This is a genomic window from Cohnella hongkongensis, assembly GCF_042654645.1.
Taxonomy (GTDB): Bacteria; Bacillota; Bacilli; order Paenibacillales; family Paenibacillaceae; genus Cohnella; species Cohnella hongkongensis.
Map to the genome: position 1 here is coordinate 45940 of NZ_JBHSEP010000026.1, position 25123 is coordinate 71062.

The window sequence follows — 25123 nt, forward strand, 5'->3', positions numbered from 1 at the left end:
TTACTTCGCTCCTTCGACCAGCGCCACGTAGGAGGCCGGCTCCAGGCTGGCGCCGCCGACCAATGCGCCGTCGATATCGGATTGGCCGAGATACTCCGCTACGGTGTTCGGCTTAACGCTGCCGCCGTACTGGATGCGCACCTTCTCCGCCGCTTCCGCGCCGAACTGCTTGGCTACGACGCTGCGGATGTAGGCGATCGTCTCGTTCGCTTCGGCGGACGTAGACGACTTGCCGGTGCCGATCGCCCAGATCGGCTCGTAAGCGATCACCGTCGCCGCGACTTGCTCGGCCGTCAGACCGGCCAGCGCGCCTTCCGTCTGCACTCGCACGACCTCGTTCGTCGTGCCCGCTTCGCGCTCTTCCAGCTTCTCGCCGACGCATACGATCGGCACGAGGCCGTGACGGAACGCCGCATGGGCTTTCTTGTTCACGATCTCGTCCGTCTCGCCGAAGTATTGACGGCGCTCGGAGTGGCCGATAATGACGTAATCGACGCCGAGATCCTTCAGCATGACGCCGCTGATCTCGCCCGTATAGGCGCCGCTGTCCTCGAAGTGGAGGTTTTGCGCGCCGACCTTGATCGTCGTGCCCTTAACCGCTTCGACCAGAGCCGGAAGCGCCGTGAACGGAGCGCAGATGACGCTCTCCACGCCGGAGACTTCCGCCTTGCCTTTGACTTCGGCCGCGAAGGAAGCCGCTTCGCCCGCCGTCTTGAACATTTTCCAGTTGCCCGCAATAATCGGAGTTCTGCTCATCGTTGTCACCTCTATTTGTCGTTAAGGGCTACGACGCCCGGAAGCGCCTTGCCTTCCATGAATTCCAGGGAGGCGCCGCCGCCCGTGGAAATGTGGTTCATTTTGTCTGCCAGTTGGAATTTCTCCGTCGCCGCTGCGGAATCTCCGCCGCCGATCACGGTGTAAGCGTCCGAGTCCGCGCAAGCTTGCGCCACCTCACGAGTACCGTGTGAGAAATCATCCACTTCGAATACGCCCATCGGTCCGTTCCAGAGAACCAGCTTGGAGTTTTTGATGACTTCCGCGTAGATTTTACGCGTTTTCGGACCGATATCGACGCCTTCCTTGTTAGCTGGGATACCGTCGATGCCAACAATATCCATGTTGACGGCCGATTTAAAATCTTCAGATACCACGATATCAACCGGAAGATAGAAGTTTTTGCCAAGCTTCTTCGCCTTCTCGACGAATTCGAGCGTCAGGTCCAGCTTGGAATCGTCGCACAGCGACAAGCCGATCTCATTGCCCTGCGCCTTCAGGAACGTATAAGAAAGACCTCCGCCGATGAGGATATTGTCCGCGATCTCGATCATTTTATTGATGACGTCGATTTTATCCTTGACCTTGGAGCCGCCGACGATCGCCGTGAACGGACGCTCCGGGTTGTTCAGGGCTTTGCCCAGGACGTCGAGCTCTTTCTCCATCAGCAAGCCCGCGACCGCAGGAATGTGGTGCGCGATGCCTTCCGTCGACGAGTGGGCGCGGTGAGCCGCTCCGAAGGCGTCGTTGACGAACAGGTCCGCGAGCGAGGCCAGCGACTTGGCCAGCTCGGCGTCGTTCTTCTCTTCGCCCGCTTCGAACCGAACGTTTTCCAGCAGCAGCACGTCTCCGTCCTTCAGCTCGTCAACCTTCGCTTGCACGGATGCCCCGACGACTTCTTCGGCTTTCGCCACCGGCTTGCCCAGCAGCTCGGACAGGCGAGCCGCGACCGGCGTCAGGCGCAGCTCTTCGACGACTTCGCCTTTCGGACGGCCCAGGTGGCTCGCCAGAATGACTTTCGCGCCCTTCTCGATCAGGAGCTTGATCGTAGGCAGCGTCTCGCGGATCCGAGTGTCGTCCGTAATCGCACCGTTTTCCAGCGGCACGTTGAAATCAACGCGCACGAACACTTTCTTCCCGGCAACCTCTACGTCTCTTACGCTTTTCTTGTTCACGGGTCATACCTCCTCAGATGGCTGTCTATCTCCTTGCGCAAAGTTAGGCTCCTGTAGGGAGCCCGCCTTTTTCTGTATCTCTTCCTCCCCCGAAGGGAAGCTCTTCTTATCATCTTGGTTCCCGAGCTGCGCAGTCATTGCGGGGGGAACCCCGCTTTTGACCTTGGTTCCCGAGCAGCGCAGTCGTTGCGGGGGGAACCCTCACTTTTGACCTTGGTTCCCGAGCAGCGCAGTCGTTGCGGGAGGAACCTCGCTCTTGACCTTGGTTCCCGAGCAGCGCAGTCATTGCGGGGGGAACCTCGCTCTTGACCTTGGTTCCCAAGCAGCGCAGTCATTGCGGGGGGAACCTCGCTCTTGACCTTGGTTCCCGAGCTGCGCAGTCATTGCGGGGGGAACCTCGCTCTTGACCTTGGTTCCCGAGCAGCGCAGTCGTTGCAGGGGGAGCCTCGGCCTTCAGCCTCCTCTCCTCAAGCAGCGCAGTCATGCGCAGAGGAGAGCCGCCTTCCTTCCGGCCCGCGGCCGTCCTTCCCGCTCCATAGTTAAGCGTAGTCCCGGGTTTGCGGAGCAAATCCGGGACGGAGCGATCCTCAGCAGGCAGTCCCCCTCCTCCGTCCTCTGCAACGCCTCCGACAGCGCCGGGTGTCCAGAGGGCGGAGCCCTTTGGGGTCCCCCCTTCGGGAAGGGGGATTTAGGGGGTTGCGTTCACCTAGGGGGTTGCGTTCACCTAGGGGGGTTGCGTTCACCTAGGGGGTTGCGCTCCCCAATTCAAAGAGAGAGCGACTCTTAGAGGCCTTTGCTAGCGATATAAGCAGCCAAGTCAACAACGCGGTTGGAGTAGCCCCACTCGTTGTCGTACCAGGAGATGACTTTAACCATGTTGCCTTCGATGACCATCGTGGACAGCGCATCGATCGTGGAGGATGCCGGATCTCCGTTGTAGTCGCTGGATACGAGCGGCTCTTCGGAGTAGTTCAGGATGCCTTTCAGCGCGCCTTCGGAAGCTTCCTTCAGCGCTGCGTTCACTTCTTCAACCGTTACGTTGACTTTCAGCTCGGCAACGAGGTCCGTTACGGATACGTTAGGCGTAGGAACGCGCATGGACATGCCGTTCAGCTTGCCCTTCAGTTCTGGCAGTACGAGAGCGACGGCTTTCGCGGCGCCCGTCGTCGAAGGGATGATGTTCTCTGCGGCAGCGCGGGCGCGGCGCAGATCCTTGTGCGGAAGATCCAGCACCTGCTGGTCGTTCGTATAGGAGTGGATCGTGTTCATCATGCCTTTGACGATGCCGAACTTGTCGTTCAGAACTTTCGCGAACGGAGCCAGGCAGTTCGTCGTACAGGAAGCGTTGGAGACGATCGTGTGCGAAGCCGGATCGTACTTGTCCTGGTTGACGCCCATTACGATCGTGATGTCCTCGTTCGTAGCCGGAGCGGAGATGATGACTTTCTTCGCGCCGCCCTTCAGGTGAAGCTCGGCTTTCTCTTTCGCCGTGAAAATACCCGTGGATTCAACGACGATCTCGACGCCAACGGAAGCCCATGGCAGGTTGCCCGGATCGCGCTCTGCGAATACTTTTACCGACTTGCCGTTAACGATCAGCGCGCCTTCGCCGACTTTAACCGTTCCGTCCAGCTTGCCGTGCGTCGTGTCGTATTTCAGAAGGTGAGCAAGCGTATTAACGTCCGTGAGGTCGTTGATCGCGACGATCTCGACTTCAGGGTTGTTCAGTGCTGCGCGAAACACGTTGCGTCCGATACGTCCGAATCCGTTAATACCCACTTTTACTGCTGCCATGTTGATTTCCTCCTTGGATTGAGAAAAATGATTGATGCTATATCAAGGCGCGAAAGCGCCGAGACCGCTATTAAGTAAGGATTGCCCGAAATCCGGGCTTTAAGCTCTCCTGCCGGTTAAATATGGCGCAGAGCTTCCGTCGCCGCCGCTTCGTCCGTGACAAGCACGTCGTCGTGACCGAAACGCATCACCGAAGCGATCGCTTCGCCCTTGCTCTTGCCTCCGGCGATTCCGATCACCATCTCCGCGGCTTCGATATCCTCCAGCCGGAGTCCCGCCGTCGCCATACGGTGCACGACCTTGCCGTGGCGATCGAAGTAATAGCCGAAAGCCTCCGCCAGCGCTCCGTCCTTGACCAGCTCGTCCTTGGTCTCTTCCTTGAGCTTGCGCCGTCTGGCCATCGTAACCGCATCCCCGATTCCGTGAACGACGATTCGCGCGCTGCGGATCATGTCGACCACTTCCCGGACGTTCGGCTCCTGCATGATTGTTTGATAGGCTTCTTCGCTCAGATGATCGGGTACGTGAAGCATTCTGTATCGGGCGCCCGCTCGCTTGGCCAGCTCCGAAGCGATCGTATTCGCCTGGTAATCCACGCTTTCTCCCAATCCGCCTCTGGCCGGCACGAACCAATTCTCCTTCAGCTGGGAAAGCGAGGAAAACTGCTGAGCCATATGGGCCATCGTGGACCCTCCCATGACCGCCACCACGTCGCCCGGAGAAAGGCTTTCCCGAAGCACCCGGCTGCCTGCCCTGCCCAATTCCATCTTGACATGGGCGGATTCGTCCGAATCTCCCGGAACGACGATGACTCGCTTCAGCCCGAAGGCTTCGCGAATTCTGTCCTCCAGATCGGATAGGCCGAACAGCTCCTTGACGATCGGCTCCATTTCTTCTACCAGCTGCATGCCGCCGGCGGTCAACGTCATTCCTGTCGTCGCCGTATTCAGCAGCCCTTGGGACTTAAGCAGCTCCAACTCCGAGCGAAGCACGCGCTCCGTCATCTCCAGACTCGCCGCCAGCGTGCGCCGTCCAATCGAGCCCTCAAGATAAATCCGGTGCAAAATATCGTACCTCTTCTCCATCACCCGGAGAAGATCCGGAAGCAGCTTCTTCTGAATATCGATAATTTTTCGCATTCCTTCCGCCTATCCTCCTGAGACCGAACGGTCATCGTCGGCTACGATGCGAATGATTTGGTTGGACGAAAAACGTCCCGCATCTCCACTTTGAGTCCCACCTCTATTTTAGCGAATTTTCCCGTTTGTTGCAAGGGCCGAGCTGCGCGAATTCTCTGCTCAAAGGCCATCCTCTCATCATACGGCTAATTCCGACACGTCAGCGAAATGAAGCTGAGCCCCCGCTTCCCCCTCGGAGAGCGCCCTTGAAAAATAGAATAAACCCCAAATCGGGGTTTATTCGAACAGAACGCATCTTGTCTTAATCCGCCTCGCGCAGCCATTCCAGCGAGACCGGACCGAGCAGACCGCCCTCCTGCGGGACCGCATATACGCTTCGCGCCGCTTTGGCCGCTTCCGGCAGCGGGTCGAGGGCCGGCTCCCGGCTCATCCGGTTGGAGACGACGTTAGTAATCCGAACCTCAAATCCATTCGAGCCGGCCCGAAGCGCCGAGGTTATATCGAACCGGTAGGGCGGTGCGATCGAGCGTCCGACCGGCGTTCCGTTTACGGAGACTTCAGCGATTTCTTCTACTTGACCGAGATCGAGCAGCAGCCGTTCTCCTTGATTTGCCGCCTCCAATTCCACATTCCATCGATAAACGACCGTTCCCGAAAAAGAAGGATCCAGCTCAAGCCAATGAACGAGCCCCGCGCGATTCGTCCCGTTCCATTCGAACGAGATCGTTTCCCCGCTTACGCCCTGCCTCCTGAGGACATCGGCATCGCTTCGGTAAGGCGCAGGTACAATTCCCCCTATTGCGTCCCCATCGTCCGAAAGCAGAACGGAATCCGTCGTCAAAATAAGAGACCGATAGGGAGGAAGGCTAAGCCACAAATCCTCCCCGCGAGCGACCGGTCTCCACCGTTCGCCGGTCAACGGCTCCCAAGCAAGGGTCGGCCTGTCTCCGCTTTCATCCGTCATGCGGAACCAACCCTCGGCCGTTTCGGTCAGGCTTTCGTTGTTAACGAACCACACCGGCCCCGCATCGCCGACGCGATGCAGTACACGCAAGCCTTCCCCGCCCGAACCGTCCAGCAGAAGCTGCGGTTCAATCCCGGCCGCCGCCAATGCCGCAGGCAGCTTCGCCGCGCAGTCGACCAAGCCGACAGGAGGTATGCCTCGAAGCTCGACCAGCTTGGCCTCGTTAGCCTCCTCCCGTCCCGGTTCTGCCGCTACAACCCGCTCCGGATAACGATCGGCGATTAGCACAGGAATTCCCGCTTCCGCGATGGCCGCCAATTTATGAAGCAGCGAGACTGAGAGGCATGAAACGCCAGGGATGACGAGTCCCCGATACTTCTCCTTGCCTATCGCCAGAGAGCCGTCCTCCGACCGGACGCCCCGAATAAATTCCTCTTCCGGGATCAAATCATAATCGTATTGATGCTCGCACAGCGCCTGCTGAATGTCCTCGATCGGCGTCGATTCCCCGGCATAGGCGAGCGATCCCGGGTAAAGCAGCAGCAGGGAAGCGACATGACGACCTCCCCGGAAGATCGCCTGCAGACGGTTCGCGTAATTCGTATAATCGGAAAAGTAACGCCATTGCGGATTGCAGCCGCCATCGGCATAGTACGGCGGGCAGTCCAAATCCGGCCACTGCGGGTTGAAGGCGTGCAGAATGAAATGGTTGATCCCTTTGGCGACCTGCCAGTCGGTCAGCCACTTCATCATCCGCAGTCCGAGATGCCAGCCGTACGCCCCGAACGATTCCGACAGCGCCAAGTCCCCTTCCAGGCCGTAAATATGCGCGGCGGAGCTGCCCAGCTTCGGCAGTCCCCAATAGTCCCGGTTCCGATAGCCGGGAAGCACCTGATTGCCGACGACGTCGATTCCGCCCTCATGCGCATACTTGGACACCTTAAAGAAATCCCCCGGTCCTTCACCCGTCCGGGTATGAAACATGTACCGTTCGCCGTGGGCGGGGCAGGCCTCGTGCTCGTACCAGTGCCCGATATACTTCAATCCGTTCTGCTCGCACCATTCGTACAAAGGCCGGCAATAGGTTTCCGCATACTGACCGTTCAAAACCTCGTAATAGTCGTACAAAAACGAGGCCGCGGCAGGACTTTCCTTCGTCAGCCATAGCGCCGGCAGCCAGCGCATCGGGTCGTACCCTTGCGCTTCGATAAATCGCCGACGAAGCTCATAGCCCCACGGAATCTGCTGCTCTTCGTTGTAGTAGAGCGGTTCGTCGAAGAAGAACCCCTTTAACGGCCCTCCGAAGAAATGACCGAGCTCCGTTTTCGACGATTCGTAGACCCGTTCGCGAAAAGCCTCCACCGCCCCCGGGTGCAGCGGATCGATATAATTGTCCGACCGGTCTTCGACGACGAAGCAGACGATCCAGTCCCCCGGCGGCACCGACCAATCGATTGCGTGCATAATGCCGTGCATATGCGGCGAGTCGGGACGGCTTAGCGCCAGCGCCTCTCCCCGTTCATAACCGAGGAGCCCCTCCTCGATCGGATAAGCGTAAGCCGACAGAATCGTGCTGCGAGGCGCGGACGTCCACGGAGGCATAAGACTGACGCGAGAGATCGGTCCGCGATATCGGATGTACTGCAGACGAATCGAGGAGCGGAGGAAAGCCGGGTCCATATGCTGGATCGTGTTTCCCGCGACCCCGCTCGGATACCATTTTTCGTCGAACAGGTACGCGTCCACGCCGCTTTCTTGACACCAGGACAGAATGAGCTTGAGATCCTTCCACCATTTCGGTCCAAGATAATCCCAATGGGGGCGCGACTCCAGCGTCAGCTCGCCGATCCCCGCCCCGACCGCCGAATCGAACGTTTGGCGGAGCTCGGCCTCGCTTTCGGTGCCGTGCAGCCAGAACAGCGCGCCAAGATGCCGGGGAGGGCGATCGAACGGAAAAGCGGGCTTGGTCAGAGCTTTGTTATCCACCGGATGATCCTCCTCATGGTTGCGGCAGAGCGAACAGCCGGCCCTCTCCCGGTTGCAGCGTAATCGTCAGCCCGCCCGTTGTCGGAACGTATCCCGGAACGGCGGTCTCGAGACCGGTTGCCTTGGAAATCTCGGTCAACGTCGCCGGCTTCGGATTAAAAACAAAATCGACCGTGTTGGCATTCGTATAATCGCGGTTGGTCAGCATGACATACTTTCGTCCGGACGCATGAGTAAAGTAGCCGATAACAAGCGGGCGGGACGAATCGGTCGGCTGAACGAAAAAGCTTGCGGGAAGAGCCCAGGTTCCTAGCGGCAGCGTTGCACCGGTATGATACACGCTTACAGAGGTCAAGTCCTTCAGCGTCTCGCCCAGATGCTGCATTTCCGCATTCAAGGTCTGGATCTGCGCATACCGGGCCGTTAAATTCCCCTGCATATCCACCGGCGCGTCCAGAAAATGCTCTCCCCCCGCCGGGTCCGGCTGCCAGTAGGTGAACCAGATCAGCTTCTTGAACCCGTAGGTCAAGTAGGTGTAGACGTTCCATCTCATCTCTCCCATCGTCGGAGCGCGGAAAACGGTCTGGCCTTGGTTGTTCTGAAGGCCCAGACTGAGCAGGAAACCGCCGTAAAGCGCGTCGTGCGCCAAAGCCCGGCTGCGGATCGCCTCGGCGTCCGAAAAATAAGACGGTTCGTCATACCCGTTGCGGAACGTATAATTGTCGGCAATGATTTCGTCCGCGCCGCTCATCTCCAGCCAGTCGTCCAAGTAATTCTCGTAAGGCGTGCCGTTAACGTCCCGGTTGGCGTACAGCTTGAAGTTCAAGTCATACGGCTTGGCCCCGCCATTCTCGTATGCAGCGCCATCCGCATACACATTCGTGTCGGATCGGAGCACCGACGTGCCGTTCGTCCCTCCTGCCTCGTAGACTCTGAAGAAGAAGTCGTAAGCCTTGGCGACGCCGTTTTCATACGCAGTGCCGTCTGAGTACAGATTGGCGTCGGATCGGACCACCCAGCCGACCGAGTTGTCCCCGCCCCCGTCATGGGTCAGCTCCATATAGGAGGTCGAACCCGGCGTCACCGCCGCATTCAGCGCAAAGTACGGGAACGAGCCCCAAGGCGCGCCTGCGCCTCCGCCGGTAAGAGAAGCCTGCCCGAGCAGCGTTGTTTTCGCCGGACCGTCCCACAGCTTCAGCGTCAGCGTCTCGGACGAGCTCCACTGATTCGGATCGACGAACAGGTCGATGCCGTGAATCCGCGTAACCCCGGCCGGGACTTTAAAAGTCTGCCCCAGCGAGGCAGTCGGCGTTACGTTGGAGCCGCTTTGCTGCGCGCCCTCGTTGGACACGACCAAACGCGCCGTCGATTCATAAACCCGGAAGAAGAAGTCGTAAGCCTTGGCGACGCCGTTTTCATACGCAGTGCCGTCCGAGTACAAATTGGCGTCGGATCGGACCACCCAGCCGACCGAGTTGTCCCCGCCCCCGTCATGGGTCAGCTCCATATACGAGGTCGAACCCGGCGTCACCGCCGCATTCAGCGCAAAGTACGGGAACGAGCCCCAAGGCGCGCCTGCGCCTCCGCCGGTAAGAGAAGCCTGCCCGAGCAGCGTTGTTTTCGCCGGACCGTCCCACAGCTTCAGCGTCAGCGTCTCGGACGAGCTCCACTGATTCGGATCGACGAACAGGTCGATGCCGTGAATCCGCGTAACCCCGGCCGGGACTTTAAAAGTCTGCCCCAAGCGGTTAGTCGGCGTCACATAGGACCCGTTCTGCTGCGCCCCCTCGTTGGATACGGACAGGCGCCGGCCGGATTCGCCGCCATCCCTGTTCGATGTAAGCTCCATAAATAAGGCCGAACCCGGCGTCACGGGTGCGTTAAGGGTAAAATAAGGATGGTAGGTCCATGGGCTGGCCGTACCGCTTCCCGTCAAAGACGCCTGCCCGAGCAGCGTCGTTTTGGCTGGACCGTCCCACAGCTTCAGCGTCAAGGTTTCCGACGAAGACCAGGCCGAAGAAGGATCGAGAGTCAGCTCAATCCCGTGCAGCATTGTCATTCCGGCCGGCACGACAAAGGTTTGCCCCAGGGCGCTGCCGGACGAAACCGCAGAGCGGCTTCCTCTCGCTCCCGAATTCGAAAGGACCAGCTTGCCCGGCTTTCCTTCGACGTAAGCGCCCCCGGCATAGGAGGGAAGCAGATTAACGTAGACGTCCATGTCGGGTGCAAACGCTTTCGCTTTTTTGTAGGCGTTCGCATACCCTTCCAGCTCCCAAGCCGCAGGCTCGTCCTTAAGCGTGATCGCCTTGACCCGCGAATCGTTCTTATAGGGAAGCAGCGCATTCTCCAAAGCCGTTTCATCCTCCGCGGTGTAGACGCTCTTGCCGCTGATGCTCGAATCGCTGACATAAAGCTTGACCCCGTTGGCGTGGCTTGCTGCGATACCCGATTCATTGGCCGCCTTGTCCAACGTAACGCCCTGCGGCACCCGCACCCCAACGACGCTGTCTATGTGTGCGCCCGTAATATTGGCATAATGCGAAGAGGTGTTGTAATCGCCGCCGACATAGATCGGAGGCTGCCAGAAGCCGCCCACTTCGAATTTTCCGATTCCCGAGGCGCCGACCGTTTGCGGAACCGTTCCCGCTGCCAGCCCCCCTGCCAGGACGAGCCCCAAGGCTCTCTGAGCCCATTTTGCCATCCTTTCTCCTCCTTGTTTAGCTTCGATATTTTGGGTCGATTCATCCTTCATCCTATCACCCGCCAAGCGCCCGGAACAGGACGTCAGCCGGGGTCTTGCTGGACGTTTGCTTGGTATTTTTTGCGGAATTCGATCGGGGACAGCCCCACCCAAGCCTTGAACACCCGGTTAAAGTTGCGAACGCTCTGATAGCCGGTTTTTTCCGCTACCTCATAGGCCGGAATAGTTCTTTTCGCTAGCAGCTGCTTCGCTCGTTCCATCCGAATCTCGGTGACATGCTCGGTGTAGGTTTTGCCCACTTCCTTATGGAACAGCCACGAAAAATAGTCCGGATTCAAATGAACGGCATTCGCCACGCCGGTAGCCGACAGTTCCTGATCGAACCGCTCTTCGATCATCCGCAGCGCCTTGCGAATCGCCGGAGTCGCGACCTCGCTCTGCGCGTCGTGCCCGGCCTCAAGCAGCTGCAGCGTCAGCCATTCCGTCTGATCCTCCCGCCCCTGCTTCGCTTTGCGCCGACAGGAAGGAAATTCGGAGACGTCGCGCAGCAGGCAGAGGGAGGCCCGGAATCTGGCTTGGGAGGACTGACGCCAACGAGCGAGCAAGCGCTCCGCCTGCCGCACGCAGTCGGCCCAGAAATCGGCTTCGTCCTCGCAGTCGTGCCGCATCAGCACGATGACCTCATCGTTGTTCACGCGATATACGCTGGCGTCGTTTTCTCGAAACAGCTCCTCGGCGAACAAGTACAGCGGCAATTGATAAGAGCGCGTTTCGACCTCGAGGGTCAGCATGGCGATCAGCTGCGCTTTCGGATACAGTCCGATTGCCGAAGCGCAATCGTACATTTCGGCGACCGTGTCGAATTCGCCGTTCAACAGCCTCAGGAATCGGTATTGGTCGGCCAGTTGCTCCGTTTCGTCCAGTTTTTTCCTCGTCCGGCTCTCTTCCTTCCACAGCCGAACAACCTTTCGAACCATCTCCTCCAGCTCTTCCTTTTTGACCGGCTTCACCAAATAATCGAGGCAGTTCAATTGAAGGGCGCGACGGGTGTAGTCGAAGTCGTTATATCCGCTAATAATAATGCCGCGAATGTCCGGCGAGAGCTGCCGAACCTCGGCAAGAAATTGCAAGCCGTCCATCTCCGGCATATGAATGTCCGTCACGATCAGATGGAACTCGCTATTTCGCATCAGCCGCAGCGCTTCCGTCGCGCTCTCGGCCTGAGCGACCTCCACCCATTCGGGCGCGGAATGCTCGATAATGAACGCAATTCCCTTGCGTACGACGGGCTCGTCATCTACGACCAGAATCCGGTGCATCATGCTCCTCCTTCAGCTTGATCGGCAGCACGGCCTTCGCCATCAGCCCGCCTTCCGGAGCGCGATCGATCTCCAGCCCGTACTCGTCGCCGCATACGAGACGAATCCGCTCGTGGGTGTTGCGAAGCCCGATACGCGCGGCATGAGGCTCGTCCGCCTCCACGCCGTTCAGCCGGCTCCGGGCGGCCAACAGCTTCGCCTCCGTAAGCTCCTGCCCGCTATCCGTCACCCGAATGCATAACCGGCGTCCTTCCGGGAAAATGAAGATCGAGATCTGTCCTACATTCTCCTTCAGTCCGTGCGAAATCGCGTTTTCAACCAGCGGCTGCAAGATCAGCGGCACGATCATGGCGTCGGCATACTCCTCGGGATAATGGACGGCGACCTCAATGCGTCTGGCGAAGCGAACCCGCTGGAGCTCCCAGTACACGTTGAAATTATCGACTTCCTCGCGAAGCGTAACGAAATCCGTATTCAGCCGCAGCGTTTTTTTGAAGAAGTCCCCTAACAATCCGATCATGCGCGCGGTTTCCTCGTCCTCGTTCATAATCGCCATCATGTAGATCGACTCCAACGTATTGTAGAGAAAATGCGGGTTGATCTGCGTCCGCAGCGCATTCAGCTGAGCTTGTTTTCTCTTGAGCTGGAGAACGTGCGTCGCCTCGATGGTTTCCTGCAGTCTTCCCGTCACCTTCACGAAATGCGCCGTAATCTGCCCGATCTCATCCTTCACTTCCCGCTGCGGCATTTGAACGGAGAAATCCCCCGCGCCGACCCGTGTCATCATTTTGCGCAGCGATAGCAAAGGATCGGTCAGGCGGACGACAATCCAGCCATAGAACGCGGAAGCCAGCAGCAAACCGCAAGTCGCTATGAGAACGATATATGTTTTGATCGTCTCCAGCTTCTCGTTCAGGACGTCAACGGGCACTTGATACAGCACGATCCAGTCTGAATAGGGCGTGGTATAGGAGGCCATCCAAAAGTCGTTCAACAGGCGATACTTATGATGCGGAAGGCGCAAATACTCGGCGGCATGCTCGTCCGAATCGCCTCCGCCGGACAGAATCGCTTCGCCGGATTTCGTGTAGAAACCAAGACGGCCGTCGGTAAAGAGCGCGACATCTTCGCGAATTTTCTGCAATTCCGTATCGTTGAAGTCAAAGGTCAGGACGCCGAGCGGCTGCCGCGTGGAAAAGTCGTTAATGACCCGAGTCAGTGAGAAGACACGGGCCGGCTGATAACCGATTTGCTCTTGGACGTGCGTTGGGGTAAGTACGATCTGTCCTTTTCTTGTCACCGCTTCCCGATACCACGTCGTTTCCGACGGATCGAAATCCGGCTGATGGGCCGAATTTCGCGCGGCGAAATACGCCGATCCGGACATCGGATAGAGAAAGATGCCTTCCGCATCGTTGCGAGGAACCATGATCCGCTTGAAAAAGTCGGACAAATAAGCGTCGCTGTCGGGCGACAGCCTCCCGTCCCGGGCTTCGGCCAGAATGTCCAGCACGTTCGGGTCGAAGTACGGCCTTTCCGTAAGCTCAGCCAGCTGACGCAAATAATGATCGATATTGTTGCCCGTCTGACGCAGCACCTCCGCGGTCGAGGTTGAGATATTGTCGAACAGGCTCGCCCGGAAAATTTGATAGGAGATATAGCTGATCGCGCTTAGCGGAACAAGAACGAGAATCACGAACGAGAACAGCAGCTTCTGTCGCAAGGAAACGTTAGTAAGAACGGAATGAAGCAAAAGCGCCACCCCTGCCGCATTATTGTCCTTGATAGTCTAGCCCTTAAGCGCCCCGCTGGCAATTCCTTTTACGATATAAGACTGCAAGGCCAAATAGACGGCCAGATTAGGCAGCATGACCAATACGATCAGCGGGAAGATCGAAGCCCAGTCCTTGGTATAGAAGTGCACATAGTTAAAAACCATCAAAATTACCGTTTGCTTGGAGCTGTCCTGCAAGTACAGCAGCGGGCCCAGAAAATCGTTCCAGATGCCGAGAGTAAGCAGAATGACGGCGGTGGCCGTAATCGGCTTAAGCAGCGGCATTATGATGCGGCCGAACAGCCGGTACACCGAGCAGCCGTCCAATGCGGCGGCCTCCACGATTTCCTTGGATATCGTCCCGAGGAAGCCGACGTAGAGGAAGACGAGAAATGGCAGTTGCGACGCGGCCGTAATCAAGCAGTACCCGGCGTACGTATTGGTCAGATGCAGAGAGCTTGCCAGCTTGTAGAGCGGGAGCATTCCGAGCTGGCCCGGAATCATAATGGAGGCGATCATAATCATGAAAACGATTCGCCCAAACCTTTGGTTACCGGCATAAATCGAGAAGGAGATCATCGCGCTCAATACAATCGCCAAGGCGATCGTCAGCACGGTCACCAGCACGGAATTTCCGAATGAAAGAAAGATATTCGCTTCCTGGATCACTCGTTCGTAATGCTCGAAGGTAACGGAGCGAACCAGAGAAAACGGCTCCAGGCTCAATTCCTGATGGCTCTTAAGCGAGCTGTTCACGACCAGGAACACGGGATAAGACATGATCGCCGCAAACGCCCAGATCGCAAGCTCCATTAAGCGCGTTCGATAGCTTCGCTTCACTGCATCCGCCCCTCCCTTCTGCGGAGATACCCCAGCATCGCAACCGCAATAGCCGCAACGACGAAGAAATTGATGACCGCCCCGGCGGAAGCATACCCGACTTGACCGGCCTTCAAGCCCTGCATGTACAGGAAATACGTGATCGTGGTCGTCGACTCGATCGGCCCGCCTTCCGTCATCGCATATACGTAATCGAACACCTTCATCGAATCGATCGCCGTCAGTACGGTCGTGATCGTCACGGAAGGCGCCAGCAGCGGAAACGTAACGTGAACGAAACGCTGCCATTTGGTCGCTCCGTCCAACTCCGCGGCCTCCGACAGCTCGACGGGAATCGTCTGCAGATTGGCCAGAAAGATCACCATTGACTTCCCGGCGAACTGCCAAATATTGACCGCCGTGATCGAATATAGCGCCGTCGCGGGATCTCCGAGCCATAAATGCGTCAGCCCGTCCAGGCCGAGAAAACGCAGAAACGTATTCAGAGAACCGTCAGGATCGAATATGCGTATCCAAACATAAGAAACGACCAGCATGCTCAGCACGGCCGGAGCGAAGAAAATCGTACGCAGCACGTTGCGAAACCGAATTCCACTATCCAGCGCCAATGCCAGCGCCAGTCCGAGCGCATTTAAGCCCAACGTCACGATCAGCGCGTAGCGCAAAGTGTGAAGCAGCGCGGGAAAAAACTTATCGTCCGAGATTAAATAGCTGTAGTTGGAAAACCCGATATATTGAGGAGCGGATAACCCGTTCCAATTGGTCAGCGAATAGTAGAAGCTGCTTAAGTTCGGGTACATAAAAAACAGAAGAAACAATACAAATCCGGGCAGTAGGAATACCGCATAGAACGGCAGCCTTTTTTCTTTCTTTAGCAGCATTCGGGCACATCCCATCTTAAAAGCGCGACAGCGACGATTGCCGCTGTCGCGCTACGTGATTCTTTAGCGATTTTGCTCCACATACTTCTTCATTTCCGCATCCAGCGCTTGAGTAACGCCCTCGACCGTCAATTGTCCGTACAGCAGCTTCTGTGTGTTGGTTTGGAATTCCGGCTGCAAATTCGGATTGATCCACCCCTGATCGAGGAATCTCCAATAGTTTCCTTGCGCAATCGCATCGGCGATCGGCTTCAATCCCTCGTCCACATCCAGCTTGGCCTGCTTATGAGTCGGGAACGAATTCTGGCTTTGAGCCCAGGACGCCTGATTGGCCGGGTCCGCCCAAAATTCCAAATACTTCTTCGCCGCCTCGAGCTGCGCGGAATCCTTGTTGATCGCCCACGTCGTGCCGACGGCTGCGGCAGCCCAGATCGCGCCGTCCCGGTTCGGAAGCGGGAACATGCCGAACTGCAAATCCGGATTGGCCTGCTTCAGAGACGGATACGCCCAGCTTCCGTTAATCATCATTGCGGCTTTGCCGTTGGCGAAATTGTTTTGCGCCGCATCGCCGGATAAGCCCTGCGCGTCCTTCGGCGCATAATTTTTGTAGAGTTCCTCATACGCCTGAAACATCTCTTCCCACACTCCGGCAAATGTGCCTTCGCCCGCGTTCATCTTATCGTCGAAATCCGGATGATGGGCATAAATCCATGAGGGCGCGAACGTGTAGGTATCGAAAATCTGCCAATCTTTATTCAAAGCGATGGCGTTCATGCCGGAAGCTTTGATCTTCTCGCAAATTTCCAAAAACTCGTCGTACGTTTTCGGAACGGCCAATCCCAGCTTGTCGAAAACCTCTTTGTTGTAGTACACGCCAAGCGCCGCCAAATCGTTCGGCAGGGCGTACAGCTTCCCGTCGAAGCTCGCGACCGACTTCGCGCTTTCCGCAATGTCGCCGGCCCAAGGCTCGCCGGACAGATCCAGCCAATAATCCGCCTCGGCATACGGCGCCAGGCTGGAATAGCCGGGATGAACCATCACGACGTCGGCCAGCTCTCCGGAAGCCGCGCGCGCCTTTAGCAGCTCTCTATACGCGGTCCCCCCCTTTGCCTCCAGCTCGATTTGAACGCCCGGATTTTCCTGCTCGAATTTCTCGTTCAGCTGTTCCATATTGCCGATTTCCTGACCCGACTTAAAGCTGAGCACCTTGAGCGTAACTTGCTTTTCCCCGTCCGGCTCCGAAGACGGGCTCGCAGATTGCGAGGCAGCCGGAGTGCCGCTTGAAGTCGGGTTCGGCCCGCCCGTATTGCCGGAAGAACCGCATCCGGAAGCCATAACCGCGGCGGCAAGAATGACCGTCATGAGATAAGCCGATTTTTTGTACAACAGGTGTACCCCCTCGCAGATGTGCTATGTGGTCTTTCTGTTGCTTATTTTATCACCCGCCTTGCTGCGGCTAACAGGACGCCAGCTTGGCAAAGATGGACATCGGCTTAGAGTTTTGCGAACAGTCGGCTTTAGGTAGCGGTTATCGGCTGCAGACCATGCTGAAAAGGGCGGAAACCGCGCGATAACGCACGCGATTCCCGCCCCCCGTTATGTCGTCTTACGCAAACGACAGCGTCAGGCTCCGGCTCACTTCGATCCAGTCGTTCTCCTGCTGCTCTCCTGCCGCCTCCTCCTTTCCGTCGATTTCTTGCCGGACGATGTTGCCGTTCTCCATCCGGATGCGGACCGGCCGATCGGTCGTCAGCGCGTACGTCCAGCCGCCCGCTTCCTCTCGCGACCATTCGATGCAGATCGACGACCCCTTGTCCGTCAGCAGCGGCAATACGCCGGAAGCGGACGTTACCGAGCCCGGCTGGAACAACAGACGGTACCGCAGGGCGTCCTCCTCGTCCGGCTCCGGGACCAGCCCCAGCAAATACCTCGACAGCTGCCAGGTCGGAGCCGCTGACCAAGGGTGGCAGTGGCTCCAGCGAGTGTCGAACACCTCGAGCAGCGTCGTTGCGCCCTGCTCCAGCATCCAGCCCCAGCAGCTCCGATACTGCTCCAGAACAAAATCGGCCTCCCCGGCCTCCCATAACGCCTGCAGCGAAAAATGGGCAAAGCTGGGGGTAATCAGCCGATCGCTCGCCGCATCCGGATGAGACAGTCTCGGGGCCTGCGGATCGTTCGGAAAGCAGCTTGCCATGTGCCGTTTGACGAATTCGATTGCAAGAGGCTTCGTCCGCTCGTCGAACAAGCCGTTCAGCAAGCCGAGAACCGTGGCGTGAAAACCCGCCCTGCGCCCTTCGGGCGCGCTCTCCCCTTCCGTCGGAACCGACTTGGCGAGCAGCCCTTCCTCCGTCGAGTAGCTCTCCCCGGCGATCCGCCGCAGTTTCTCCGCCTGCGACAGCCGCAGCTCGGCCCGGTCGGCTCTGCCGAGCGCCCGCTCCCAAGCCGCCATCTCTTTCAGCGCCAATAGCAGCAGCAGATTCAAGCTCACGTTGATCTCTCCCGGGGGAACCGAATGGCCCCAATCGAGAAAGTCCCACGTGCCCGGGGGCGGACACGTGCCTCTAGTTCCCATGTGCGAGACAAAGAAAGCGAGCGTCCGCTCGGCCGTATCGCTGCATTCCCGCAGCAGCTCCAAGCTCCCGGTCAACCGGCTGTAACGAACGCAGCCGATGATCCAGTACAGCGCGTACGACGTCAAATACGCCTCCTGCCCCGGACACAGCCCTGCCGCCAGTCCGTCCTCGATCCTTCTGCGGTAAGAGGCCTGCAGCAGCCCTCTCCGCACCAGCTCCAGATTGCCGTAGACGACGCTCAGCGTTTCCATCCCGGCGACCGCCGCATCTCCCAGCCACTGTCCACGCTCTCTCGTCGGGGTATCGATCAGAGCGTCTTCGCAGCAGGCCTGCAAAGTCGCTTCACCCATGCTCCAAATTTCGTTCAAGAGCGGATCGGCGCACTGAAAGCTTCCCGCCGGGCGATCGTACAGCGTCCGCATCTCTCCTTCCGCCCGCCACACCCGAGCTTCGGACGGAGAAGCGGCGACGTGGACCTCCAAATACCGGAAGCCCCTCGGAACGAACGTCTGCAGCGCCTGCCGCCCTCCCTTGGCGACCCAGCGGTCCATATTGCAGGAGGTGCTGGCGGAGAGCGTGATGACGGGGTGCACCCTGCCGTCGGTTAACGACTCGCTGTACCCCGCCTCCACGATCGCCCCGGCAGGCGCCTCGATCTCGAGACTCGGCCGGTACAGGCCGATTCGGCCAAGATCGTAGCGCACCCAGAAGCCGTCGGACGGAACGGCCGGCCGAAGATCGCGGCTAAGAAAGCGCAGCGGAGGATCGTCGTCGACATAGCCGAACCGGTCGGCGTACTCTCCCCGGGCGATCTCTTCGGCTTCCACGGGCAGACTCAGGCAATCACCGATTGTCTTGAGCCCGTATATCGCTTCTCCGAGCGGCCTCTCCACAACAACCGGCTCCCTCCAGCCGGCGCCCTCGAAAGCCTGCCTCAGGTCCGGCAGAAGCCGGGTATCGCAGCTTTCCATCCAGCCGAGCTGCCCGTTCACCCTACGCTCGGTCGGCTCGAAGGCGGACAGCTCCTGGCACCTCCACTCAAGCGGCAGCGCCCCGTTCGGCCCGGTCGCCTCGCATTGCAGGAAAGGGGGGAGTCCGCCCATCAGAATGCGCGTGTGCACGCCGTAATCGTGGACAAGGGCGGAGAGGACGTGCTCTCCTCCGTCCAGCGCCAACTCCAGCTCGTCGTATTCCGGACGATCCGGGGAGAAGCGTGCGGGGCCTTCCCCGATCTCCTCCCCGTCCCAGTAAAGCCGATACAAGCTGACGCCGAAAACACGCAGCCGCAGCCGACCTGCGCCGGCAGCCTGACCGGAAATTCGCGCCTGAAAAAGCACGTAGACGTTCTGCGGCCGGCTGGGCGCAGGATGCCATAGACAAGGAACGTCGATCATGCGAATCCCTTCCTCTCTTCGAATGCTGCGCAGCTTTCCCAAGCCGTCAGCGTCACCGGGCCGATCAGACCGGCCGCGGCCGGTACGTCCCTGCGAAACTCATCCTCCCTGAAATAGGGGCCGAGCGTGTTCGTCACGGTTACCCTGAGCCGGTTGTCACCGAGTCTGAGAGCCTCGGCTGGAAGCGCCCAGCGATAGGGAGGACACAGCCTCGGAGTTAGCTCCCGGCCGTTAACCGCGAGCGCGGCGATTTCTCCGACCTCCCCCAGATCCAGCGAGTAGCTCTCCGCCATGCTGTCCAGCTCGAACGACGCCTCATAATCGACGCTTCCGCAGAATGTCTCCATTCCCTCAATGCGGCCCCAATCCCCTAGCCCGGGCAAGCAAGCCGCGTCCGGTGCCGGAGACTCCGGGAGCGAGCTGCGAACGGCCGCCGCGCGCCACTCCTGCACGCGCCGATCCCCGACCGGCATCGCCACCCGCAGGCCTCCATCCTCCGACCGCTGCGCCCGATGCCATTCTTCCGGGGAGAGCTCCAGCTCCGCCGCACTCTCCCCGCGTCCGACCCGGTCCGGATCGACGACAATAAAGCAGGATTCGTACGGCCCCAGACGGATCGGAACGCGGACCCGGTCACCCGAGCGTTCGTACAGAGGCAGCTCCTCGATTTTTCCATCCATTGGCGTCCAGCGCTCAGGCACTCCGCCGGCCGGAAATTCGACGATGTCCTCGAAAGTCTCCTCGACGCTTTCGTTGTTGAGGAAAAAAATGTGCAGACCGCTTTTCTCGTAATGACAGAAGCGAAGCTCGGGGAACGGCTTCGTCGTTCCGACGCCGGGCGCCAGCCAGAGGGATAAACGCTCCGCCAAATCGTCCAGCCGAACGGGCTCCCCGCCTTCCACGGCGGCCCGATTCACCGATACGACCTTTCCTCCCGAGCAAATAAATGCCCGCAGCCGATTGCGGACCGGCGCCGAAAGCCGGACGATTCCCGGAAGCACGACGACGGAGAAGCGCTCGTCGCGGATGCTCAGCATTCCTCCCCCAATCTCGCAGCGCTCCTCGTCGACGAGCAGATCCATCGACAGAATATCGAAGTCGTACTGGCTCCGCATCAACGCCCTGCACACCCCGTCCAGCTCGTTCTCGTCTCCTCCCCAATGCGCCTCGGCCGGATAGAGAACGGCGATCGGAGCGACATGCCGCGCCTCCCTGAGCATGAGGCAGGAACGGTTCGCATAATTCCCCCACTGCCTGAAATAAGGCCACTGCGGATTGCGTCCCCCTGCATAGAAATGAGGCGGGCAGTCCGGGTCCGGAAAAATCGGGGAAAACGCATGCGGCACATACCAATTCGTACCCCGGACCGTCATCCAGTCGGTCAGCCATTTCATCTCCCTCAGGCCAAGGTCCCAGCCGTAAGCGCCGAAGTTCTCGCACATGACCAGACTCGTGCCTACCTCCAGATGCGCCGCCGACTGGGCCAGCTTGGCCAACGTATAATGAAAGAAGTCCGGGTAGGGACGGTCCCGATACGTTTTGAATTGGGGAAAATGCTCCTCGTAAGAAGAGCTCTTCTGCTCCGAATCGACCTGGCGCAGCACGAAATCATAGCCGCCCATATCGAAATGCTTCGTCGCTCGAAAAAAATGCCCGACGCCGAAGCCGTGATTCATATGCGCCCGGTTATCCTCGACGACGTGTCCGATGAACTGCACGCCGTTCGCATGGCACCAGCGCTGAATGCGGGCAAAGAAATTTTCCGAGAACAGCTTCGTAAGATGATCCATAAAATCGGTCCGAACGTTCGCGCTCTTCTCCTCGTCTTCATCCAGCCACAGCGCTTCGACGCAGGAATACAAGTCGTATCCGCATCGCTCCTCGAAGGTTTGACGAACCCGACTCGGCCACGGAAAGCAGGGCGTCTCCTCCCCGAACAGCACGTCGTAGGATCCGAAGTTTTCGAAGCTGGTCTCGTCCCCGAAGAAGCCCTTCAAGGTCGAGCCCCAATACTCGGGGAACCGGCGCTTGGTCGCTTCGTAGGTAAGCTCAATAAAGCAATCCGTTACTTCGGGCGACAGATAATCGACCATTTTGTCGAACATGCGCCCGCTCCAGGAGGGCTTGACTCCGACAACGTGGATCGTCCACGTTCCCGTATCGCCCGTTTCTCGACGCTCTCGCGCCCACGCCTGCCATTCCGGCCACTGCGCGAATGCAATCCGGTCTCCCTTCGCCTCAGGAACGCAGACGATTTTGAACAGCTTCACGTCCAGAGGCAACGCCTCCGGCTCCTCCTCCCCCTCGACGCTCCACAAGAAGCTCGCCTTCGTCAGCACCTGCATTCGGTAATCGGGCATTCGCTCCAGCACTTTGCCCCCGGCAATGCCGGACGGGTAATATTCCTCGTCGAACATCCATACGTCCATGCCGAGCCTTCTCGCTTCGTCTAGGCAGATGCCGACGTCTCGCCACCAGCCGTCGCCCAGATAATCCGCATGAGGACGCGACTCGATGACGAAGCCGCCGCAGCCGGCCTCCTCCATCGCCCGGATTTCCCGGCGCAGCGCCTCCTCCGTCTCCCCGGACGCCCCATGCAGCCACAGCAGCGGAAATAAGCTTCGCGGCGGTTCAGCGGAACCGAATTGCTCTCGCAGCCGTTCGGATGATGGCATGAAAATCCCCTCCTTCGTCGATCATAAGCCGATTGTAACCGTCGGCCGACTCGACCCGGGAGGGCGCAGCTATCGGATGAGGTGGACAATACGATCATCTTCCGGCAAGGAAGTGCTCGCGGTATTGGCTGGGGCTCATCCCTTCGCGCTGCCGGAACAGGCGGCTGAAATACTTGCTGTCCTCGTAGCCGCAGGCGTAAGAGATCTCCTTCACCGGCAAATCCGTTCCGAGCAGCAGCCGCGCCCCTTTCTCCATTCTGAGCTTGGTCGCGTACTCCAGCGGCGAAAGTCCCGTCTGCTCCTTAAACAGGCGATGGAAATGAGGCGCGCTGAAGAACACTTCCTCTCGCCAGCGATTGTGGATCTCGCCCGCATCCGTGTTGTCCCTTACGGCATCGTGGATCCTCAAGACGTAATCGGTAATTTCCGCCCTGCCCTTCGCTTCCGTCTTCGTCTTCCTGTCGCTCAGCGACGCGTACGTCAACCTTCCTTCCCGAAGCCCCGCCGCCAGAACCAGCAGCAGCCGCAGCATGGCAGACTGCAGCTCAAGCTTGCGAAAGGGCCGCTCCACGCGGAACGCTTCGACGACGCTCTTGATCCGCTGGCGGATTTCCTCTCCGACGTCGTCCATCCTCACCAGATTAGGCAGCCAGACAGAACTCAACCTTGACGCTTCTCCCAGGACGTCGCTCGAGCGAATCGGCCCGGCCTCCTCTCCGACGATCTGCAGCAGCTCCTCCTCCGAACGAGGCTCCCAGTCGAAATGGATGGCCCAGTGCGCGTAGCCGGAAGCTTCAGGCTCGTCCCGGAAGGAGTGCAGCACCCCCGGAGGAATCATCAGCAGACTCCCTTCCTCGTAAGCGTGAGACCCGCTTTCCGTATAGAGAACGCCCCGTCCCTTGTCGACCAGAATAAACTCGTGGTCGCGAATATAGCGGGAGGGCACCTTTAACGGGAAATCTGTATAGTGAGCGAAGCGCACATAGGGCCTGATCTCCCTGAATTGCGCCAGTTGAACGAAGGGCAGCATCGTCACTCATTCTCCTACCGTTTGAATATTGGTCCTCCTTAAGATTTTCGCAGCATCCGCCCGGATTTCCTTCCCGATTCCCCTGACGCCTTCGACCGTTCGGCATCCCTTACTCTCGCCCCGTCCCGGTTTGATGAAAATATTCGTGGCTAACTCTCTTGCATTTTGGGCCGCCATCCCCTATAATAACTCTTGCTGTACTTAACGAGCGCCCGTGGTCCAACGGATATGACGCAGCCCTCCGAAGGCTGAGATTGAGGTTCGATTCCTCACGGGCGCGCCACTAACGCCTACAATTGATAACCGGCCGGTTTCTCGGCCGGTTTTTTCGTGTGCTTACTCTCGGGAGAGGGAGGCTTCCCCCAATGCTGCCAGGTTAAGCGGTTGGCGTATGCGATCGGTGGTATGCGATCGATATGCGCGCACCTGCCGATAACATTCTAACGGTTACAGTGGCGCTTAATCGATCGTTTTCTCGAAAAAGAAAAAGCTAACGGTTGCCACCGCGCTTATTTTGGGGTTATCGAGCGAAACGGCGCGTTTTCGGCTGAAATAGCCGCTGCTGCAACCGTTACAATCTCCGTACTGCAAAAACGGCACGATTAGCGTCGCTGGCAACCGTTACGTTGGTGGGCTGGCGCAGGTTGGTGAGCTGGCGTGGGTCGGGCTAACATGGGTTGGTGGGCTAATGTCGGTTGGTGGGCTGGCGCAGGTTGGTGAGCTGGCGTGGGTCGGGCTAACATGGGTTGGTGGGCTAATGTCGGTTGGTGGGCTGGCGCAGGTTGGTGAGCTGGCGTGGATCGGTGGGCTAACGTGGGTTGGTGGGGCTGGCGCGGGCTGGTCGGCTGGCGCAGGTTGGTGGGCTAACGTCGGTTGGTGAGCTAACAGGGGTTGGGTGGGCTAACGTCGGTTGGTGGGCTAACGTCGGTTGGTGGGCTAACGTCGGTTGGTGAGCTAACAGGGGTTGGGTGGGCTAACGTCGGTTGGTGGGCTAACGTCGGTTGGTGGGCTAACGTCGGTTGGTGGGCTAACGTCGGTTTGTGAGCTAACAGGGGTTGGGTGGGCTAACGTCGGTTGGTCGGCTAATGTGGGTCGGTGAGTTGGCGTGGGTTAATGGGCTGGCGTGGGTCGGTGGGCTAGCGGGGGGGCGGTAGGTTGGCGCAAGTTGGCGCGAGTTGGGCTTTGTTCGCGATGGTCGTCGAGACTCCGTCGCCGGAACGTTTGCTTAGCCTGACAACATTGAGCCTCCCCCGTCCCGGTCCCGTCGTTCGGCCCGGCGACAAAGCCCCGTCCGCTTCTCGGAAACGCCGGTTTCCGCCACTGCAATCCGATCTTCTGCGCCTTCTTTGACTTTCTTTGACTTTTGTTCGCGGATTCGCTATGATAAGAAAACCACAGTACATGAGGAGGGACGCCAAGCATGAGTTTTGTACCTATGGTTGTCGAGCAAACCAATCGAGGAGAACGGGCTTATGATATTTATTCCCGCTTACTCAAAGATCGAATCATTTTTCTGGGCACACCGGTGAATGACGTCGTCGCCAACTCCATCATCGCCCAGCTGCTGTTCCTGACGGCCGAGGATCCGGATAAGGACATCCACCTCTACATCAATAGCCCCGGCGGCTCGATAACGGCCGGAATGGCCATATACGATACGATGCAGTTCATCAAGCCGGACGTCTCCACGATCTGCGTCGGCATGGCCGCATCGATGGGCGCATTCCTGCTGGCGGCCGGCGCCAAGGGCAAGCGCTACGCGCTGCCTAACAGCGAAGTGATGATTCATCAGCCGCTGGGCGGAGCCGAAGGGCAGGCCAGCGACATCGAGATTCGCGCCCGCCGAATTCTGAAGCTTCGGGATAAGCTGAACGGCATTCTTGCCGAGCGTACGGGCCAGCCGTTGGAGCGAATTGAGAAGGATACCGATCGCGACAACTTCATGGAAGCCGAAGTCGCTCGAGAATACGGCCTGATCGACAAAGTGATCGAGAAAGCTTAAAGTGCAGAATGACGCCGCTCCATAGAGGCTGTTCCTTGTCATCCCGCGATGACGGGGAACGGCCTCTTTCGATTCGCCCTTCTATTAACACAATTCCGCTTT

The 25123-nt window shown here is 58.7% G+C and carries 15 protein-coding genes and 1 tRNA gene; 2 read left to right on the plus strand and 14 right to left on the minus strand.

The features are described 5' to 3' along the window. The 14 genes from tpiA to ACFO3S_RS24665 form a co-directional block, all read right to left on the minus strand. On the minus strand, positions 1–756 hold the full coding sequence (tpiA, locus tag ACFO3S_RS24600) for a triose-phosphate isomerase (protein WP_378101509.1): 756 nt from the start codon (positions 754–756) through the stop codon (positions 1–3). Positions 757–767: 11 nt separating this feature from the next. Beyond that, positions 768–1949: a phosphoglycerate kinase gene (locus tag ACFO3S_RS24605; protein ID WP_378101511.1), complete on the minus strand. Its 1182-nt coding sequence runs from the start codon at positions 1947–1949 to the stop codon at positions 768–770. Between the two features lie 783 nt (positions 1950–2732). Further along, complete coding sequence (gap, locus tag ACFO3S_RS24610) at positions 2733–3743, minus strand: type I glyceraldehyde-3-phosphate dehydrogenase (RefSeq protein WP_378101513.1); 1011 nt, start codon at positions 3741–3743, stop codon at positions 2733–2735. Positions 3744–3859: 116 nt separating this feature from the next. Further along, a complete protein-coding gene (locus ACFO3S_RS24615) occupies positions 3860–4882 on the minus strand; it encodes a sugar-binding transcriptional regulator (protein ID WP_378101514.1) in 1023 nt (340 codons plus the stop codon). 301 nt (positions 4883–5183) lie between these two features. Further along, on the minus strand, positions 5184–7832 hold the full coding sequence (locus tag ACFO3S_RS24620) for a glycosyl hydrolase (RefSeq protein WP_378101516.1): 2649 nt from the start codon (positions 7830–7832) through the stop codon (positions 5184–5186). Between the two features lie 13 nt (positions 7833–7845). Beyond that, the gene (locus ACFO3S_RS24625; RefSeq protein WP_378101518.1) at positions 7846–10533 is read right to left on the minus strand and encodes a hypothetical protein; all 2688 of its coding nucleotides are present in this window, start codon (positions 10531–10533) and stop codon (positions 7846–7848) included. An 83-nt stretch (positions 10534–10616) separates the two neighbouring features. Next, entirely contained in the window at positions 10617–11852 is a 1236-nt protein-coding gene (locus ACFO3S_RS24630) for a response regulator transcription factor (protein ID WP_378101520.1), read from the minus strand. After that, positions 11827–13605, minus strand: coding sequence for a cache domain-containing sensor histidine kinase (locus tag ACFO3S_RS24635; protein WP_378101522.1), 1779 nt, complete (start codon positions 13603–13605; stop codon positions 11827–11829). Before ACFO3S_RS24635 ends, ACFO3S_RS24630 begins: the two co-directional genes overlap by 26 nt. 36 nt (positions 13606–13641) lie before the next feature. Further along, complete coding sequence (locus ACFO3S_RS24640; protein WP_378101524.1) at positions 13642–14466, minus strand: carbohydrate ABC transporter permease; 825 nt, start codon at positions 14464–14466, stop codon at positions 13642–13644. After that, the gene (locus ACFO3S_RS24645) at positions 14463–15347 is read right to left on the minus strand and encodes a carbohydrate ABC transporter permease (protein ID WP_378101526.1); all 885 of its coding nucleotides are present in this window, start codon (positions 15345–15347) and stop codon (positions 14463–14465) included. The genes ACFO3S_RS24640 and ACFO3S_RS24645 overlap by 4 nt, the downstream gene beginning before the upstream one ends. 63 nt (positions 15348–15410) lie before the next feature. Continuing rightward, on the minus strand, positions 15411–16733 hold the full coding sequence (locus tag ACFO3S_RS24650; protein WP_378101528.1) for an ABC transporter substrate-binding protein: 1323 nt from the start codon (positions 16731–16733) through the stop codon (positions 15411–15413). A 220-nt stretch (positions 16734–16953) separates the two neighbouring features. Continuing rightward, positions 16954–19314: a family 78 glycoside hydrolase catalytic domain gene (locus tag ACFO3S_RS24655; RefSeq protein WP_378101530.1), complete on the minus strand. Its 2361-nt coding sequence runs from the start codon at positions 19312–19314 to the stop codon at positions 16954–16956. Beyond that, a complete protein-coding gene (locus ACFO3S_RS24660) occupies positions 19311–21989 on the minus strand; it encodes a glycosyl hydrolase (protein WP_378101532.1) in 2679 nt (892 codons plus the stop codon). The genes ACFO3S_RS24655 and ACFO3S_RS24660 overlap by 4 nt, the downstream gene beginning before the upstream one ends. Positions 21990–22083: 94 nt before the next feature. Next, on the minus strand, positions 22084–23019 hold the full coding sequence (locus ACFO3S_RS24665; RefSeq protein ID WP_378101534.1) for an AraC family transcriptional regulator: 936 nt from the start codon (positions 23017–23019) through the stop codon (positions 22084–22086). Between the two features lie 208 nt (positions 23020–23227). Between ACFO3S_RS24665 and ACFO3S_RS24670 the strand changes: the two genes are divergently transcribed. Then, positions 23228–23302, plus strand: a tRNA-Arg gene (locus tag ACFO3S_RS24670). A 1137-nt stretch (positions 23303–24439) separates the two neighbouring features. Continuing rightward, on the plus strand, positions 24440–25021 hold the full coding sequence (gene clpP / locus ACFO3S_RS24675; protein ID WP_378101537.1) for an ATP-dependent Clp endopeptidase proteolytic subunit ClpP: 582 nt from the start codon (positions 24440–24442) through the stop codon (positions 25019–25021). Positions 25022–25123: the final 102 nt, after the last annotated feature.

Coding starts and splice junctions, on each gene's coding strand:
- ACFO3S_RS24645 (WP_378101526.1), bottom strand. CDS start 15,347: ATGCTGCTAAAGAAAGAAAAAAGGCTGCCGTTCTATGCGGTATTCCTA.
- ACFO3S_RS24615 (WP_378101514.1), bottom strand. CDS start 4,882: ATGCGAAAAATTATCGATATTCAGAAGAAGCTGCTTCCGGATCTTCTC.
- tpiA (WP_378101509.1), bottom strand. CDS start 756: ATGAGCAGAACTCCGATTATTGCGGGCAACTGGAAAATGTTCAAGACG.
- ACFO3S_RS24665 (WP_378101534.1), bottom strand. CDS start 23,019: ATGCTGCCCTTCGTTCAACTGGCGCAATTCAGGGAGATCAGGCCCTAT.
- ACFO3S_RS24630 (WP_378101520.1), bottom strand. CDS start 11,852: ATGCACCGGATTCTGGTCGTAGATGACGAGCCCGTCGTACGCAAGGGA.
- ACFO3S_RS24655 (WP_378101530.1), bottom strand. CDS start 19,314: ATGATCGACGTTCCTTGTCTATGGCATCCTGCGCCCAGCCGGCCGCAG.
- ACFO3S_RS24660 (WP_378101532.1), bottom strand. CDS start 21,989: ATGCCATCATCCGAACGGCTGCGAGAGCAATTCGGTTCCGCTGAACCG.
- clpP (WP_378101537.1), top strand. CDS start 24,440: ATGAGTTTTGTACCTATGGTTGTCGAGCAAACCAATCGAGGAGAACGG.
- ACFO3S_RS24625 (WP_378101518.1), bottom strand. CDS start 10,533: ATGGCAAAATGGGCTCAGAGAGCCTTGGGGCTCGTCCTGGCAGGGGGG.
- gap (WP_378101513.1), bottom strand. CDS start 3,743: ATGGCAGCAGTAAAAGTGGGTATTAACGGATTCGGACGTATCGGACGC.